13 protein-coding genes are annotated in these 16,301 nt (G+C 71.4%); 4 read left to right on the forward strand and 9 right to left on the reverse strand.

All coding sequences use genetic code 11. From position 1 onward, the window contains the following. Positions 1 to 91: 91 nt before the first annotated feature. Positions 92 to 1,732, reverse strand: coding sequence for an ABC-F family ATP-binding cassette domain-containing protein (locus tag ACWCQS_RS35920; RefSeq protein WP_451008359.1), 1,641 nt, complete (start codon positions 1,730 to 1,732; stop codon positions 92 to 94). A gap of 69 nt (positions 1,733 to 1,801) precedes the next feature. Further along, positions 1,802 to 2,833: an oxidoreductase gene (locus ACWCQS_RS35925; RefSeq protein ID WP_451008360.1), complete on the reverse strand. Its 1,032-nt coding sequence runs from the start codon at positions 2,831 to 2,833 to the stop codon at positions 1,802 to 1,804. 101 nt (positions 2,834 to 2,934) lie between these two features. On the opposite strand from ACWCQS_RS35925, the gene ACWCQS_RS35930 reads away from it, so the two are divergent. After that, on the forward strand, positions 2,935 to 3,849 hold the full coding sequence (locus tag ACWCQS_RS35930) for an FAD-dependent oxidoreductase (RefSeq protein ID WP_451008466.1): 915 nt from the start codon (positions 2,935 to 2,937) through the stop codon (positions 3,847 to 3,849). Positions 3,850 to 4,018: 169 nt separating this feature from the next. Here the strand turns inward: ACWCQS_RS35930 and ACWCQS_RS35935 are convergent, their stop codons facing one another. Continuing rightward, on the reverse strand, positions 4,019 to 5,998 hold the full coding sequence (locus ACWCQS_RS35935; RefSeq protein ID WP_451008361.1) for a Xaa-Pro dipeptidyl-peptidase: 1,980 nt from the start codon (positions 5,996 to 5,998) through the stop codon (positions 4,019 to 4,021). 199 nt (positions 5,999 to 6,197) lie between these two features. Between ACWCQS_RS35935 and ACWCQS_RS35940 the strand changes: the two genes are divergently transcribed. Further along, positions 6,198 to 7,700, forward strand: a complete 1,503-nt coding sequence (locus tag ACWCQS_RS35940) for a M1 family metallopeptidase (RefSeq protein WP_451008362.1) — start codon at positions 6,198 to 6,200, stop codon at positions 7,698 to 7,700. A 12-nt stretch (positions 7,701 to 7,712) separates the two neighbouring features. On the opposite strand, the gene ACWCQS_RS35945 is transcribed toward ACWCQS_RS35940, so the two are convergent. Further along, a complete protein-coding gene (locus ACWCQS_RS35945) occupies positions 7,713 to 8,714 on the reverse strand; it encodes an adenosine kinase (RefSeq protein WP_451008363.1) in 1,002 nt (333 codons plus the stop codon). A gap of 42 nt (positions 8,715 to 8,756) precedes the next feature. After that, complete coding sequence (locus ACWCQS_RS35950) at positions 8,757 to 10,241, reverse strand: amino acid permease (protein WP_451008364.1); 1,485 nt, start codon at positions 10,239 to 10,241, stop codon at positions 8,757 to 8,759. A 237-nt stretch (positions 10,242 to 10,478) separates the two neighbouring features. Between ACWCQS_RS35950 and ACWCQS_RS35955 the strand changes: the two genes are divergently transcribed. Further along, positions 10,479 to 11,171 carry a MerR family transcriptional regulator gene (locus ACWCQS_RS35955; protein WP_451008365.1) on the forward strand — a complete coding sequence of 231 codons (693 nt, stop codon included), beginning with the start codon at positions 10,479 to 10,481 and terminating at the stop codon, positions 11,169 to 11,171. A gap of 96 nt (positions 11,172 to 11,267) precedes the next feature. Here ACWCQS_RS35955 and ACWCQS_RS35960 read toward each other — a convergent pair whose 3' ends face one another. Next, a complete protein-coding gene (locus ACWCQS_RS35960; protein ID WP_451008366.1) occupies positions 11,268 to 11,522 on the reverse strand; it encodes a hypothetical protein in 255 nt (84 codons plus the stop codon). On the opposite strand from ACWCQS_RS35960, the gene ACWCQS_RS35965 reads away from it, so the two are divergent. Further along, the gene (locus ACWCQS_RS35965; protein WP_451008467.1) at positions 11,473 to 11,580 is read left to right on the forward strand and encodes a hypothetical protein; all 108 of its coding nucleotides are present in this window, start codon (positions 11,473 to 11,475) and stop codon (positions 11,578 to 11,580) included. The genes ACWCQS_RS35960 and ACWCQS_RS35965 overlap by 50 nt on opposite strands. A gap of 65 nt (positions 11,581 to 11,645) precedes the next feature. Here ACWCQS_RS35965 and ACWCQS_RS35970 read toward each other — a convergent pair whose 3' ends face one another. The 3 genes from ACWCQS_RS35970 to ACWCQS_RS35980 are packed head-to-tail and all read right to left on the reverse strand — an operon-like array spanning position 11,646 to position 16,274. After that, on the reverse strand, positions 11,646 to 13,823 hold the full coding sequence (locus ACWCQS_RS35970) for a 3-hydroxyacyl-CoA dehydrogenase NAD-binding domain-containing protein (protein ID WP_451008367.1): 2,178 nt from the start codon (positions 13,821 to 13,823) through the stop codon (positions 11,646 to 11,648). A gap of 41 nt (positions 13,824 to 13,864) precedes the next feature. Beyond that, the gene (locus tag ACWCQS_RS35975; protein ID WP_450984574.1) at positions 13,865 to 15,079 is read right to left on the reverse strand and encodes an acetyl-CoA C-acetyltransferase; all 1,215 of its coding nucleotides are present in this window, start codon (positions 15,077 to 15,079) and stop codon (positions 13,865 to 13,867) included. A 43-nt stretch (positions 15,080 to 15,122) separates the two neighbouring features. Next, positions 15,123 to 16,274: a CaiB/BaiF CoA transferase family protein gene (locus ACWCQS_RS35980; RefSeq protein WP_451008368.1), complete on the reverse strand. Its 1,152-nt coding sequence runs from the start codon at positions 16,272 to 16,274 to the stop codon at positions 15,123 to 15,125. Between the last annotated feature and the right edge of the window lie 27 nt (positions 16,275 to 16,301).

Below are 16,301 nucleotides of genomic sequence, written 5' to 3' on the forward strand. Positions count from 1 at the left end.
CAGCTGGCAACTCGCCCCGGCCACCGCATAGCGAACAGGGGCTGCCCGGCCTATGCCCGGACAGCCCCTCACCAAGATCTTCATGAGTCTTCTAGCGCTCCGTGACCTTCCCGTCCGCCACTTCCAGCCGCCGGGTCACGCGGACCGCGTCCAGCATGCGCCGGTCGTGGGTGACCAGGAGCAGGGTGCCGTCGTAGGAGTCGAGGGCGGACTCCAGCTGTTCGATGGCGGGCAGGTCGAGGTGGTTCGTGGGCTCGTCCAGGACGAGGAGGTTCACTCCCCGGCCCTGGAGCAACGCCAGGGCGGCACGGGTGCGTTCGCCCGGGGAGAGGGTCGCGGCCGGGCGCAGCACATGGTCGGACTTCAGGCCGAACTTGGCGAGCAGGGTGCGGACCTCCACCGGCTCGGTGTCGGGGACGGCCGCGCAGAAGGCGTCCAGCAGGGTCTCGGGGCCGTGGAAGAGCTTGCGGGCCTGGTCGACCTCGCCCACCAGGACGCCCGAGCCGAGCGCCGCATGCCCGGAGTCGAGCGGGACACGGCCGAGCAGCGCGCCGAGCAGGGTGGACTTGCCGGCGCCGTTGGCCCCGGTGACCGCGACCCGGTCCGCCCAGTCGATCTGCAGGGACACCGGCCCGAAGGTGAAGTCGCCGCGCCGGACCTCGGCGTCCCGCAGGGTCGCCACAACCGCTCCGGAGCGCGGGGCGGACGCGATCTCCATGCGCAGTTCCCACTCCTTGCGCGGCTCCTCGACCGCCTCCAGGCGCTCGATCATCCGCTGGGTCTGGCGCGCCTTGGCCGCCTGCTTCTCGCTCGCCTCGCTGCGGAACTTGCGGCCGATCTTGTCGTTGTCGTTGCCGGCCTTGCGCCGGGCGTTCTTCACGCCCTTGTCCATCCAGGCCCGCTGCATCTGCCCACGGTCCTGGAGGGCGGCCTTCTTGTCGGCGTACTCCTCGTAGTCCTCGCGCGCGTGCCGCCGGGCGACCTCGCGCTCCTCCAGATAGGCCGCGTAGCCGCCGCCGTAGAGGTTGATCTGCTGCTGGGCCAGGTCGAGTTCGAGGACCTTGGTGACCGTGCGGGTGAGGAACTCGCGGTCGTGGCTGACGACGACCGTGCCGGCGCGCAGGCCGGTGACGAAGCGCTCCAGGCGCTCCAGGCCGTCGAGGTCGAGGTCGTTGGTGGGTTCGTCCAGGAGGAAGACGTCGTAGCGGGACAGCAGGAGCGAGGCGAGCCCGGCGCGGGCCGCCTGGCCGCCGGACAGCGCGGTCATCGGCTGGTCCAGGTCGACGGCGAGACCGAGCGAGTCGGCGATTTCCTCCGCGCGCTCCTCCAGGTCGGCGCCGCCGAGGCCGAGCCAGCGCTCCAGCGCGGTCGCATAGGCGTCGTCGGCACCGGGTGACCCGTCCACGAGCGCCTGAGTGGCCTCGTCCATGACGCGCTGGGCCTCGGCGACACCCGTACGACGGGCGAGGAACTCCCGGACGGTCTCGCCCGGCCTGCGCTCCGGCTCCTGCGGCAGATGACCGACGGTCGCGTTCGGCGGGGACAGCCGCAGCTCGCCCTGTTCGGGCGGGGTGAGTCCGGCGAGCAGCTTCAGCAGGGTGGACTTGCCCGCGCCGTTGGCACCGACGAGACCGATCACGTCGCCGGGCGCGACGACGAGGTCCAGCCCGGAGAAGAGGGAACGGTCACCGTGCCCGGCGGCGAGGTTCTTGGCGACGAGGGTGGCAGTCATCAGGACGCCGATCCTAATGGGCCGGACACCCACACCTCCGCCCCCTTTCCCGGTGGGCCTGCCTGCCCCTCAGCCGCGTCGCCCTCCGCCGACCGGTGCCGTGAGCACGCCTCCCGTCGTGCGGGCGACGATGTACGCCTCCCCCTTGACCGCCTTCGGGTCCAGCGGGACGCGGTGCCGGCCGGGCTCCAGGACGCCGTCGAACACCTCGCGGGTGTGGGTGCGGTAGAGCCGGTCGAGGCGGTAGGCGGTGATCCGTACCCGACAGGCCGAGGTCACCTCGATGTCCGCGGCGCCGTCGGCGGCGGCCAGCCCCACGAGCCGGCGCTGCGGGAGCGGGCTGCGGTCGAGGGCGTGCTCGATCTGGGCGACCAGCAGCGGCACGATCGGCGCCAGGCCGTCCACGCGGGCGATGTCGACCCCGGCGCGCTCGAAGGCCTCCAGTACGGCGGCCCGGTCGGCCTCCCCGACCGCACGGCCGAAGGCGACCGCGCCGTAACCGCGCAGTTCCTCGGCGGGGACGGTCCGGGCGTCCTGGGTGATGTCGGCGCCGATCCCGATGGTGCGCAGCGCGGCGGCCAGCTTGGCCAGGACCGCAACCCGGGCGCCGATCAGCAGCACCCGTCGACGGGGCGCGCAGGAGCCCGCCATCAGCTCGCCGAGCGCGGCGCGGTACTCGGCGCCCCGGAAGCGGAACGGCCCTATGCCGTGGTAGCCGTTCAGCTCCAGGTCGGCGCGCTCGTTCGTCTGCCAGGCGAAGTCCCGCCAGACGTAGTCCTCGCCGTCGCGCTCGATGACGGCGGTGACCGCCCCGCAGGCCAGGTCCGCGCAGTCGGGGCAGCCGTAGATGACGAACCGGCCGTCCGGGAGCGGCGGTTCGGCCTCCAGGAGCAGTGCGCGCACCTGCTCGGTGAAGATGGCGGGCGGGATGTCCGAGGCGAGCGGGGAGACCGCGTCGAGGTCGGACAAACGGAACAGCAGCGGGCGGCCGTCCACGACGAAGTCCACGAAGTCGCGGTGCACCTGGTAGCCGCCGTCGGCGAGCACACCGCCGGCGCGGATGGCCGGTGCCAGGCCGAAGGTCGCGTATGCGGCAGACATGCTGTGAGTATCCCCACACCGGCACGGATGTGAGCGCAGCATGACAGGGTCTTCCGGACAGGGCCTATCGTCCTGGTGTGGAAAGCGAGCCGAGCGACGAAGTGATCGTGGTCGGGAGCGGGATCGCCGGGCTGACGACGGCCGTGGTCCTGGCGGAGTCCGGGCGCCGGGTGCGGGTGTGGGCGCGGGAGCCCGCCGAGCGTACGACCTCGGCGGTCGCCGGCGGCCTGTGGTGGCCGTACCGCATCGAACCCGAGCCTCTGGTCGGTGTGTGGGCGCTCGCGTCCCTCGCCGTGTACGAGGAGCTGGCGGACCGGCCGGACGAAACGGGCGTACGCCTGGTCGACGGCGTACACCGGGGGACCCGGCTGGACGAACTGGGCGCCTGGGCGGGCCGGGTGCCGGGACTGCGGGCGGTGGCCGACGGTCTCGCGGCGCGGTTGCCGGTGATCGACATGCCGGTGCATCTGGCATGGCTGCGGGAGCGGCTGGCGAAGGCCGGGAGCGTGCTCGAGGCGCGCGAGGTGACCGACCTCGCCGCGGTGCCCGCGCGGGTCGTGGTCAACTGCACGGGTCTGGGCGCGCGTTCGCTGGTGCCGGATCCCGCGGTGCGTCCGGTGCGTGGGCAGTTGGTGGTCGTGGAGAACCCGGGGATCACGACCTGGTTCACCTCCGTCGACCACTCCTCCGCCGCGTCCACGTACGTCATCCCGCAGCCGGGTGGCCTGCTGCTCGGCGGTACGGCGGAGGAGGACGACTGGTCCCTCGACCCGGACCCGGCCACCGCCGCGGCGATCGTGGCCCGGTGCGCGGCGGTCCGCCCGGAGATCGCGCAGGCGCGGGTGCTGGACCACCGGGTGGGGCTGCGGCCGGCCCGGGACGCGGTACGACTGGAACGGCAGCCGCTGCCCGACGGCCGTGTGCTGGTGCACAACTACGGGCACGGCGGGGCCGGGATCACGGTGGCGTGGGGGTGTGCGCGGGAGGCGGCCGGGCTGGCGTTCCCGGCCGCCTGACCGGGCACCCGCGCGGCGGCCGGGCCGGCGGGTGCCGGCCCGCGCTTGCGGGGTGCCGGTGCGCCCACCCGTGCCGCCTGGGGGTCCCCCAGACCCTTAAGGCACTGGGGGAGGCACGGCTGCCCGCAGGGGCGGCCGTGCCACGCAGCCGATGGCGCTGCAGCTCAGGTCAGTTCGCCGGAATGCGCGGGGCGGCGTGCGGTGCGCGGACGCCGGTCAGCCGTGCCGGGGCAGGGGCCATGGCCGGCGTACCGCTGGTGGCCCGGGCGAACGCCGGCGCCCCGCCGACCAGCGGGAGCGCAGCCGTCGTACCCGACAGGGACACCGTGAGGGCCGGCTCGGTGGACGGCGGGTCGATGAGGTCCTTGTCCGTGCCCGCGATGATCAGGGCCAGCCGGTGTCCCTCGGGGACGACGTGGTCGGTGGCCGCGAGACGAAGAGTCATCGTGTAAGCCATGCCCGGGGTGAGCGGGACCCCCTTGGTGAGGGAGGCGTAGTGGCCGAGGTCGGCCCAGCCGCGGCTGAACACCGTGTAGTCGACCTTGGCCGTCTTGGCCGCCGTCTCCTTGAAGCAGGCGCTGTCCCCGGTCGTGCTCTCGCCCCAGCAGGTGCGGTTGCTGAGCGTGGTGATGCCTTCCGCGGCGTCCGCGTAGTCGCGGATGGTGTCCGGGCCGAGATCGACCAGGACGGCGGACAGGTGGGCCGAGGCGGTCGAAGGCGTCGCGGTCACCGTCACCGTGGACGAGCCGGACAGGCGCAGGTCGTGGGTGAGCGGCGCGGTGAGGAAGCCGGTCTTCGCCGGGGTGGGCGTGGTCAGGTGGGCCGCCCAGTCGGTCTCGCTCAGCTTCGGGTCGTCGGTGAAGGTCTCGGTGCCGGTGGCCGGGTGCAGGCCGAGCGTGCCGACGCCCGCCTGGGCGCCGGGAGCCGGGTGGAGAACGGTGGTGCGGGTGGTCTGCGGGGGCCAGACGCGGGAGGTGACCCACTGGTCGGGGTGGCGTTCGAGGTCGGCCATCGGCTCGCGGTCGATGCCGTTGTCATAGCCGAGGAGTTCGTGGTCGAACCAGCGATGCAGGGTGTCGACCCAGGCGCCGCGCCGGTAGTCGAAGGGGTCGACATGGCCGGTCTGGGACAGCCAGATCTTGCGGTGCACACCGTGCTTCGCCAGCGCGTCCCACCACTGGCCGAAGTGCTTGGTGCGGACGTTGAGATCCTGCATGCCGTGCACCAGGAACACGCTGGCACGCACCTTGGCCGCGTCCTTGACGTAGTCCCGCTCGGTCCACAGCGACGTCCAGTCGCCGCTGCGCGGGCTGCCGTCGGCGAGTTTCTTCTGTACGGCGGCGCAGTGGGCGTGCGCCGTGTCGCTCTCGACGTAACCGGCCAGTTGGTCGGGGCCGCCGTCGTACAGCGGGGCGCCCTGCGCGAAGTAGTAGTCGTACCAGGAGGAGATGGCACTGATCGGGACGATGGTTTTCAGCCCCTTGACGCCGGTGGCGGCGACGCCGTTGGCGATCGTCCCGTCCCAGCTCTTGCCGATCATGCCGGTCCGGCCGTTGGTCCAGGTGGCTGTGACGGTCTTCGTCCCGGTCCGGCTCGTGTACGCCTTGGCGCGGCCGTTCAGCCAGTCGACGACGGCCTTCGCGGACTGGACGTCGGAGCGGCCGCCGACGTCGGCGCAGCCGTCGGAGCGGTTGGTGCCGGCGAGGTCGACGCCGACGAAGGCGTAACCGCGGGGAACGAAGTAGTTGTCGTAGAAGAGCGGCATCTGGACCACGTGGCCCTGTGCGTCGTACGTCTTGACCTGGCTCTCGTTGCCGCGTCCGCAGCAGGAGTAGTAGGGGCTGGCGTCCATGATGACGGGCACCTTGCGGCCCTGGCGGGCGGGTTCGGCGGGCCGGACGATGTCGGCGGCGACCCGGTCGGTCCTGCCGTCGCCGTCTTCGTCGAGCCCTGTGTCCACCCATACGGACTCGCGGACGGCGTGGGCGTAGGAGTAGACGGGCCGGCTCTCGCGCGGGGCCCGGCTCGCACCGGTGGCGGCCTGTGCGGCGGACGGGGTGAGGAAGGCGGCCGTCAGGATGGCGGCGACCGCGGTCGCGAGCGCTCTCCAGATCGTGAAGCGCGTGCGGATGAGGGTGCGTATCGGCATGCGCGGACGGTACTCCGGTGAACTCCCGCTACAGAAGGGGACTTTACGGCACTCCGCGGGCACGTGACGGCCGAATGGCGATCGTGTGACAGCGGGGGCCATGGACAGGTCAGGGGCCACAGGGACTGAATAGGCTCCGGACAGCTGTCCCCGAAGGACCTTCCGAACGGACGTGAAGTCCCGACGACTTGGAGCTGACGTGCACCGCAGAATCATCGCGCCGGGCGCACTCGCGGCGGCCTCCCTCCTGCTGGCGATCCCGGCATCGGCCGCGAGCTTCTCCCCCGGCGCGCCGGGCATCGGCGACCCCTACTACCCGTACTACGGCAACGGCGGCTACGACGTCTCCCACTACGACCTGAGGCTGCAGTACCAGCCGACGACGGACGAGCTGCAGGGCACGGCGACGATCCTGGCGCGGACCACCCAGGACCTGTCCAGCTTCGACCTGGACTTCCTGCTGGACGTGAGCGAGGTGCGGGTCAACGGCGCCAAGGCCGCGTTCACCACCTCCGGGCAGCACGAGCTGGTGATCACGCCGAGGACGCCGCTGGCCAAGGGCACGCCGATCACGGTGGTGGTCCGCTACAGCGGGGTGCCGTCGACGAAGAGCGCCTATGGCTTCAACACCTGGCACCGCACGCCCGACGGCGCGGTCGCGGCCGACGAGCCCGAGGCGGCCTGGTGGTGGTTCCCGAGCAACGACCACCCGAGCGACAAGGCCACCTACGACGTGTCGGTGGCCGTGCCCGACGGCACCCAGGCCATCTCCAACGGCACGCTGCAGTCGACCGGTTCCAAGCTGGGCTGGACCCGCTACAACTGGCGGCAGAACAAGCCGCAGGCGACCTATCTGGCCACCCTCGCCATCGGGAAGTTCGACATCACGACCAGCACCTCCGACGGCGGGGTGCCGGTCGTCAACGCCTACAGCAAGGACCTCGGCGACAACGACGGGGCCGCCCGGGCGAGCGTGGAGCGCACCGGGGAGATCGTCGACTGGCTCAGCGGCTACTTCGGGCCGTATCCGTTCAGTTCGGCGGGCGGGTACGTGCCCAACACCACCACCGGGTACGCGCTGGAGACCCAGACCCGCGTCTACTACAGCCCGAAGCAGTTCGCGAACGGCTCCAACACCTCGGTGGTGGTGCACGAGCTGGCCCACCAGTGGTACGGCGACGACGTGTCGCTGAAGGGCTGGAAGGACATCTGGATCAACGAGGGCTTCGCCCGGTACGCGCAGTGGCTGTGGTCGGAGCACGAGGGCGAGGGGACCACGCAGGAACTCGCCGACTACGTGTACGCCTCCCATCCGGCCGACGACGCGTTCTGGACGGTCAAGCCGGGTGACCCGGGCCCGGACGACCAGTTCGACATCGCCGTCTACGACCGCGGAGCGCTCGCCATCCAGGCATTGCGCAACGAGATCGGTGACGACGCGTTCTTCCGCATTCTGAAGGGCTGGCCGCAGGAGCACGCGTACGGCAACGCCTCGGTGGCCGACTTCCAGAAGTACGCCGAGCAGGTGTCCGGCAAGCCCCTCGCGGCACTGTTCGACACCTGGCTGTTCCAGCCGTCGAAGCCGGCCGCGCCCGCCGCACGCGCCGCGTCCCTGGTGAAGGCGGACACGGCGGTGGCCCGGCCGAAGTCGTGGCAGAAGATCGAGGCGACGAACGACATCCACGCCACGCACGGACACTGACCCGGGGACCGGCTAGGGTCTCGGCTCTGCCGCCCGTTCGAGCAGTTCGTCCCGGTCTATCGACTCCGCTCGGGAGGCCGGGACGGTGCAGGCGTAGGCGCCCGCCACCGCGCCGTAGCGGGCGCAGGTCTCGGGCGGTTCGCCGGCGAGGCGGCCGTAGAGGAAGGCGGCGGCAAAGGCGTCGCCCGCGCCGTTGGAGTCCACCACCGGCGCGGGCGGCAATGCCGCGGGCACGCGGGTCAGCTCGCCGTCGGCCAGCAGATACGCGCCCTCGGCTCCGGCGGTGGCGACGACCACCTCGGCACGCCCCCGCTCGGTGATGCGCCGCATGGTGCGCTCGGTGTCGGTCAGGGCGGCGGCCGACAGGAAGACGATGTCCGCGGCGTACGCGAAGGGCTCGTGGTACGGGTTCTCCCCGTCCCAGTCGTGCAGATCCGTGGACAGGGGGACGCCGGTCGCGGTCAGCACGGGCAGGGTCTCGGCGCAGGGCTGGGTGATGGTCACGTGCACATGCCGGCTCGCTCCGGCCAGCATGCGCAGCAGCTCCGGCGGGAAGCGGTCGCCGGGGCGGGCCCGGCTGGTGTCGTACAGGGACAGGCGACGACCGTCCGGGCCGACGAGGTTGACCGCCCGTTTGGTGCCGGCGGGCTGCGGGAGCGCGGTCAGTCCGATGCCGTGCTCGCGGTGCAGGGCGCGCACGAGGTCGCCCTCGGGGTCGGCGCCGAGCAGGTCGAGGTGGTGGGTGCGCAGGCCGAGTGCGGCAAGGCCCAGGGCGACGAAGTCGCCGGTCTGTCCGGCGCGGGTGCGGATCCCGGAGTCGATCATGTAGCTGTCGGCGTACGGGAGAGGCAGTTCGGGGACGTGGATGATCGTGTCGACGCCGGCTCCGCCCAGCACCAGGACGTCCGTCGCAGGGGGGTGCGAGCTCGGCTGGTCGCGCGGTTCCCCGATCACCTTGGCGGCCTTGAGGGACGGCACGGTGGCGTCACCCCGGACATGCATGATCTCCGACATGACGCCACCGTAGGCGATGCCACTGACAGTGGCACTGAGCCGCTAGTTCGCGGAGCGCGACAGCTCCGTGAGCTCCTGGTCGGTGTTCTTCGAGACCCGGCGGCGCACGCCGAACCAGCCGACGACGAGCATGACGGCGATGACCGGAATCAGCAGGATGGTCTTCCGGCCGACCTCGGGGTCGTTCCACATCATGCCGAGGCAGATCAGCAGGAACGCGATCGTGGCGATCTCGGTGACCGGGCTGAACTTCAGCTGGAAGTGCGGCCGGGTCGCGAGGCCCGCGCGGGCCCGGCGGACGAAGATCATGTGGCAGAGCATGATGATCACCCAGGTGCTGATGATGCCGAGGGAGGCGACGTTCAGCACGATCTCGAAGGCCTGGCTGGGCATCAGGTAGTTCAGGCCGACGCCGAGCACACAGACCGCACAGGTCAGCAGGATGCCGCCGTAGGGGACCTGGCTGCGGTTCATGCGGGCGGTGAACTTCGGGGCGGAGCCCGCCATGGCCATGGAGCGCAGGATGCGGCCGGTGGAGTACAGGCCGGAGTTCAGCGAGGACATGGCCGCGGTCAGGACGACCAGGTTCATCACGTCACCGGCCGCCGGAACCCCGATCTTCGACAGGACCGTGACGAACGGGCTCTCGTCGGCGGAGTACACCGAGCCGGGCAGCAGCAGGGCGAGCAGCACGACCGAGCCGACGTAGAACAGGCCCACACGCCACATGATCGAGTTCACCGCGCGCGGGACGACCTTCTCCGGCTCGGCGGTCTCGCCGGCGGCGACACCGACCAGCTCCAGCGCGGCGTAGGCGAAGATCACGCCCTGCATGACCAGGACGACCGGCATCGCGCCGTGCGGGAAGAGCCCGCCGTGGTCGGTGATGACGCTCAGGCCGGGGGTGTGGCCGCCGACCTTGTGCTGGGTGGCGAGCAGGAAAATGCTGATCAGCATGAAGCCGACGATGGTGGCGACCTTGATGATCGCGAACCAGAACTCCATCTCGCCGAAGATCTTCACCGAGATCAGGTTCACGGCCAGGACCACCGCGAGGGCGATCAGGGCGAGCACCCACTGGGGAATGCTGGTGAACATGCTCCAGTAGTGCGTGTAGAGCGCGATCGCGGTGATGTCGGCGATGCCGGTGGTCGACCAGTTCAGGAAGTACATCCAGCCGGCGACGTAGGCGCCCTTCTCGCCGAGGAACTCACGCGCGTAGGACACGAAGGACCCGGAGGACGGGCGGTACAGGACCAGTTCGCCCAGGGCCCGGACCACGAAGAAGGCGAAGACGCCGCAGACCAGGTAGGCCAGGGCGAGTGCCGGTCCCGCGTTGTGCAGGCGGCCGCCGGCGCCCAGGAGGAGTCCGGTGCCGATGGCGCCACCGATGGCGATCATGTTGACGTGGCGGGCCTTGAGGTCCTTGCTGTAACCGGCGTCGCCCGCGTCCGCGGGCGTCCGGTCCGCCTGATCCGCCTGGATGCGGGCGGGGGCCTGTGCCGATTCCACGGCGTCCTTGCTCACGGGTGGTTCACTTCCTGGTGCGCCCAGGCCTCGTGGGCCCGGGGGACGTGCAGGGCTTGGTCCGCACCACCCCGGTGTCGAGTCGCGGCACAGACCAAGCCAGCAGCTTCCCAGAAGGAATCACCTCTACGCGATGGCCCATGTCACACAGCGTTACTTCTCACAGGATCAACGCAGGGTTCACATGTCGTTCACCTCAGGTTTCACACCATTGGTGAGACAGCGATACTGCTGCACATGACGACCCATGCCGAGGACACGCCCCTCACCATCGACGAGCTGGCCGCCCGGGCGGGCGTCACCGTGCGCACCGTGCGCTTCTACGGCAGCAGGGGTCTGCTGCCGCCCCCGGTGATCGGCCCCCGCCGGGTGGGACACTACGGGCCCGACCACCTGGCGCGGCTGGCCCTGATCGAGGAGTTGCAGCAGCAGGGGATGACCCTGTCGGCGATCGAGCGCTACCTCGGGCAGCTGCCCGCCGACCTCTCCCCGCACGACCTGGCCATCCACCGTGCCGTGGTCGCGTCCTGGGCGCCGGACACGGTCGACACGGTGTCGCGGGAGGAGCTGGAGCGGCGGGCCGGCCGGCCGCTCGCCGCCGAGGACGTGGAGCGGCTGGCGGCGATGAACGTCGTCATGGCAGCGGAGGACGGCACCTTCCGGGTCGACTCCGGGTTGCTCCGGCTCGGGGTGCAGCTGCTCGACGTACCGCTGTCGCAGGAGGTGATCCTCGCGGCGCGCAAGGTGCTCATCGAGCACTCCCGCGCGGCCGCTCACGCGTTGTCACAGCTGTTGCGAGGCGCGGTGACGGAGCGGGACACCAAGGAAGTGCGCTCCCTGTCCGCCCACATGCACCCGCTGGTGGTGCAGGCCCTGCTGACCACGTTCCAGCGCTCCCTGAACCAGGAACTGCGGGAGTGGCTCGACTGAGCGGCACCGGTTGCGGGGTGCGGGCAGGGACTGCGGGTCCGGTTGACAGTGCCTCGGGGTGAAGCCCTCCTGCCGGGTCCGTCTCGTGCCTGCCGCTCAGCCGTCGGCCGATGCCGGGCCGATCCCGGTCGCGGTGACGGCGTCGGCGAGGGCGCGGAGCAGGGGGTTGCCGTCACCGGTGCGCCAGGCGAGGGCCCAGCGGCGGGGCAGGCGATGACGGCCTGGCCGAAGCTGGCCGCCTTGAGCTGGTCGTCCGATCATCGCCACCCAGGCCGTCGGACGCGTCGGCACTCCCGCGGATATAGCCGCGGTCGTCGCCTTCCTCGCCTCGCCCGACAGCGCCTGGGTCACCGTCAACACCATCGATGCCAGCGGCGGCATCTGTCTCGGTCCCAAGCAGCACGGCTGACAGGCGAGGACCGTCAAGGCGGCACCTTCCGTCGCAGGGGAGGGTGCCGCCTTGTCGGGACCGGGTCAGTGGCCGTCGGTGAAGGTCTCTCCGCGCTCCGACTTCTCGACGAGCAGCGCGGGCGGGGTGAAGCGCTCGCCGTAGGTCTCGGCGAGTTCCCGCGCGCGGGCCACGAAGCCGGGCAGGCCGCCTTCGTAGCCGTTGATGTACTGCAGGACGCCGCCGGTCCAGCCGGGGAAGCCGATGCCGAAGATCGAGCCGATGTTGGCGTCGGCGACCGAGGTCAGGATGCCCTCCTCCAAGAGGCGTACGGTGTCGAGCGCCTCGGAGAAGAGCATCCTCTCCTGCATGTCCCGGAACGGGATCTCGTACCCGGGCCGGGTGAAGTGCTCGCGCAGGCCCGGCCAGAGTCCGGCCCGCTTGCCGTCCTCGGTGTAGTCGTAGAACCCGGCACCGCCGCTGCGGCCGGGGCGGCCGAACTCGTCGACCATGCGGTCGATGACGGCTTCCGCCGGGTGCGCGGTCCAGGTGCCGCCCGCCTCCTCCACGGCCCGCCTCGTCTCGCCCCGGATCTTGCGCGGGAGGGTGAGGGTCAGCTCGTCCATCAGGGAGAGGACCTTGGCAGGGTAGCCGGCCTGGGCGGCGGCCTGCTCCACGGAGGCGGGCTCGATGCCCTCGCCGACCATGGCGACGCCCTCGTTGATGAAGTGGCCGATCACTCGGGAGGTGAAGAAGCCGCGCGAGTCGTTGACGACGATCGGCGTCTTGTTGATCTGCCGGACCAGGTCGAAGGCGCGGGCCAGGGCCTCGTCACCGGTGCGCTCGCCCCTGATGATCTCCACCAGCGGCATCTTGTCGACGGGCGAGAAGAAGTGCAGCCCGATGAAGTCGGCCTGGCGCTCCACACCCTCGGCGAGGGTGGTGATGGGCAGGGTGGAGGTGTTGGAGCACAGCAGCGCGTCGGGCGCGACGACGGACTCGATCTCCTGGAACACCTTGTGCTTGAGGGCGGTGTCCTCGAAGACGGCCTCGATCACCGCGTCGCAGCCGGCGAGATCGGCCACCTCGGCGGTGGGCGTGATCCGGGCGAGCAGCGCGTCGGCCTTCTCCTGGCTGGTACGGCCCTTGGCGACGGCCTTGGCGCACAGCTTCTCGGAGTAGCCCTTGCCCTTGGTCGCCGCCTCCAGGGAGACGTCCTTCAGGACGACGTCGATGCCGGCGCGGGCGCAGGAGTAGGCGATGCCGGCGCCCATCATGCCGGCGCCGAGGACGGCGACCTTGCGCACCTTGCGGGGCTCGATGCCCTTCGGCCGGTTGGCGCCGGAGTTGACGGCCTGGAGGTCGAAGAAGAACGCCTGGATCATGTTCTTGGCGGTCTGCCCGGTCACCAGCTCGGTGAAGTAGCGGGTCTCGATGGTGATCGCGGTCTCGAAGTCGACCTGGGAGCCCTCGACGGCCGCGGCCATGATGTTGCGCGGGGCCGGGTAGGGGGCGCCGTTCGTCTGCTTGCGCAGATTGGCCGGGAACGCGGGCAGGTTGGCGGCGAACTTCGGGTTCGCGGGGGTGCCGCCCGGGATCCTGTAGCCGGGGACGTCCCAGGGCTGGTGCGACTCGGGGTGGGCGTCGATGAAGGCGCGGGCCTTGGCGAGCATCTCCTCGGGAGACTCGGCCACCTCGTGGACCAGGCCGTTCTCCAGGGCGCGGCGGGGGTTGTACTGGGTGCCCTGGAGCAGCACCTTCAGCAGCGCGTCCGTGATGCCCATCAGACGCACGGTGCGGGTGACGCCGCCGCCCGCCGGCAGCAGGCCGAGCGTGACCTCGGGCAGGCCGATCTTGGAGCCGGGGGCGTCCAGGGCGATGCGGTGGTGGGAGGCGAGCGCGATCTCGTAGCCGCCGCCGAGGGCCGCGCCGTTGATGGCGGCGACGACCGGCTTGCCGAGGGTCTCGATGCGGCGCAGCGCGTTCTTGATCTCGGTTGCGGTGTCGAAGACCTGCTGGGCGTCCTCGGGACCGGCCTTGATCATGTCCTTGAGGTCGCCGCCGGCGAAGAAGGTCTTCTTGGCGGAGGTGTAGATGATGCCGCGGATGGAGTCCTTCTCGGCCTCCGCGCGCGCGGCGATCGCCGTGATGGAGGCGCGGAACGCCTGGTTCATGGTGTTCGCGGACTGGTTGGGGTCGTCCAGGACGAGGGTGACGACACCGGTGTCGTCCTGCTCCCAGCGGATGGTGGTGCTCTCGGTCATGACAGTCGTCTCCGTTGAAGTCTGGTGATTCCGCGGGGAGTTCAGATGCGCTCGACGATGGTGGCGATGCCCATGCCGCCGCCGACGCACAGGGTGGCGAGGCCGTAGCGCTTGTCCTGGCGCTCCAGCTCGTCGATGAGCGAGCCGAGGATCATCGCGCCGGTCGCGCCGAGCGGGTGGCCGAGGGCGATGGCGCCGCCGTTGACGTTGACCTTGTCCAGCGACAGACCCATGTCCTTGACGAAGCGCAGGACCACCGCGGCGAACGCCTCGTTGATCTCGACCAGGTCGATGTCGTCGATGGTGAGGCCGGCCTTGGCGAGGGCCTTGCGGGTGGCGGGGGCGGGCCCGGTGAGCATGATGGTCGGCTCGGAGCCGGAGACGGCGGCGGAGATGATCCGCGCGCGGGGGGTGAGGCCGTAGCGCTCGCCGACCTCCTTGGAGCCGATCGCGACGAGCGAGGCGCCGTCCACGATGCCGGAGGAGTTGCCCGCGTGGTGGACGTGGTCGATCTTCTCCACCCAGTGGTACTTCTGCAGCGCGACGGCGTCGAAGCCGCCGAGTTCGCCGATGTCCGCGAAGGAGGGCTTGAGCTTCGCGAGCGAGTCGGCGGTGGTGCCGGGGCGCAGATGCTCGTCGTGGTCGAGGACGACCAGGCCGCTGCGGTCCTTGACGGGGACGACCGAGCGGTCGAAGCGGCCCTCCTTCCAGGCCGTGGCGGCGCGCTCCTGGGACAGGGCCGCGTACTCGTCGACGTCCCGGCGGGAGAAGCCCTCGATGGTGGCGATCAGGTCGGCGCCGATGCCCTGCGGCACGAAGTTGACGGCGAGGTTGGTCATCGGATCGTTGAACCAGGCGCCGCCGTCGGAGGCCATCGGCACCCGGGACATCGACTCCACGCCGCCCGCGAGGACCAGGTCCTCCCAGCCGGAACGCACCTTGGCGGCGGCCAGGTTGACGGCCTCCAGGCCGGAGGCACAGAAGCGGTTCTCCTGGACGCCGGCGACCGTGTCGGGCAGTCCGGCGGCGATCGCGGCGATCCGGGCGATGTCGGAGCCCTGGTCGCCGACCGGTCCGACGACACCGAGCACGATGTCGTCGACGGCGGCCGGGTCGAGGCCGGGGAAGCGGTCGCGGATCTCGTGGATGAGGCCGACGACCAGGTCGATGGGCTTCGTGCCGTGCAGGGCGCCGTTCGCCTTGCCGCGGCCGCGCGGGGTGCGGATCGCGTCGTACACGTACGCTTCGGTGCTCACTGGTGTGCCTTTCGGGAGGGTGGGCCGAGCGGGGTGGGCCGGGTCAGTCGGCGTCGGTGACCGGGTCGTCGTTCACGGGTGCGGGTATCCCCCAGTCCCGCGCCACCGCCTCCGTGTCGGCGCCCGGCAGGGCGGGGCCGGTGCGGACGGACGTGGGGGTCGCGGAGAAGCGGGGGGCGGGGGCCGGCTGGGTGATGCCGGCGTGGTCGGTGAAGGTGCCGCGGGCGGCCAGGTGCGGGTGGTGCGGGGCCTCGCGCAGGGACAGCACGGGCGCCACACAGGCGTCCGTTCCCTCGAAGAGTGCCGTCCACTCGTCCCGGGTGCGGGACTTGAAGCGGGCGGCGACGCGCTCGCGCAGCTCGTCCCAGCGGCTCCAGTCCTTGTGGGCCGGTGCCAGGTCGTCCAGGCCGAGCAGCCGCAGGAACTCCGCGTAGAACTGCCCCTCCAGGGCGCCGACCGCCATGTACTTGCCGTCGGCGGTCTCGTAGGTGCCGTAGTAGGGGCAGCCGCCGTCGAGGAGGTTGGCGGCGCGCCGGTCCTGCCAGCCGCCGGCCGCGAGCATGCCGTGGATCATCGCAGAGAGGTGGGCCGCGCCGTCCACGATGGCGGCGTCGACGACCTGTCCGGTGCCGGTCACGCGCGCGTGGTGCAGGGCGGCGAGGACGCCGACGACCAGGTAGAGGGAGCCGCCCGCGTAGTCGCCGAGCAGGTTGGCCGGAAAGACGGGGGGCTCGTCCGGGCGGCCGGTCATGCCGAGGGTGCCGGTCAGCGCGATGTAGGCCACGTCGTGGCCCGCGCGGTCGGCGAGCGGGCCGTCCTGCCCCCAGCCGGTCATGCGGCCGTAGACCAGGCGGGGGTTGCGGGCGTGACACTCCCCGGGGCCGACGCCGAGGCGCTCGGCGACGCCCGGGCGGTAGCCCTCGATGAGGATGTCGGCCCGCTCGGCGAGGTCCAGCACGCGTCCGGGGCCGTCCGGGGCCTTCAGGTCGACCACGACCGAGCGCTTGTTGCGGTTGGTGACGTCGTACCCGGGATCGATGCCGAGGCCGGGACGGCCCGGCCGGTCCACCCGGACCACGTCCGCGCCCAGGTCCGCGAGGAGCATGGCGGCGAACGGGCCCGGCCCGATGCCGGCCAGCTCGACCACGCGCACGCCGGAGAGCGGCCCGTCGCCCGGCGTCCCTGCCGTCGTCATGCAGCCCCCAAGCGTGTGTGACACAAC

This window comes from Streptomyces sp. NPDC002076, from assembly GCF_053593835.1.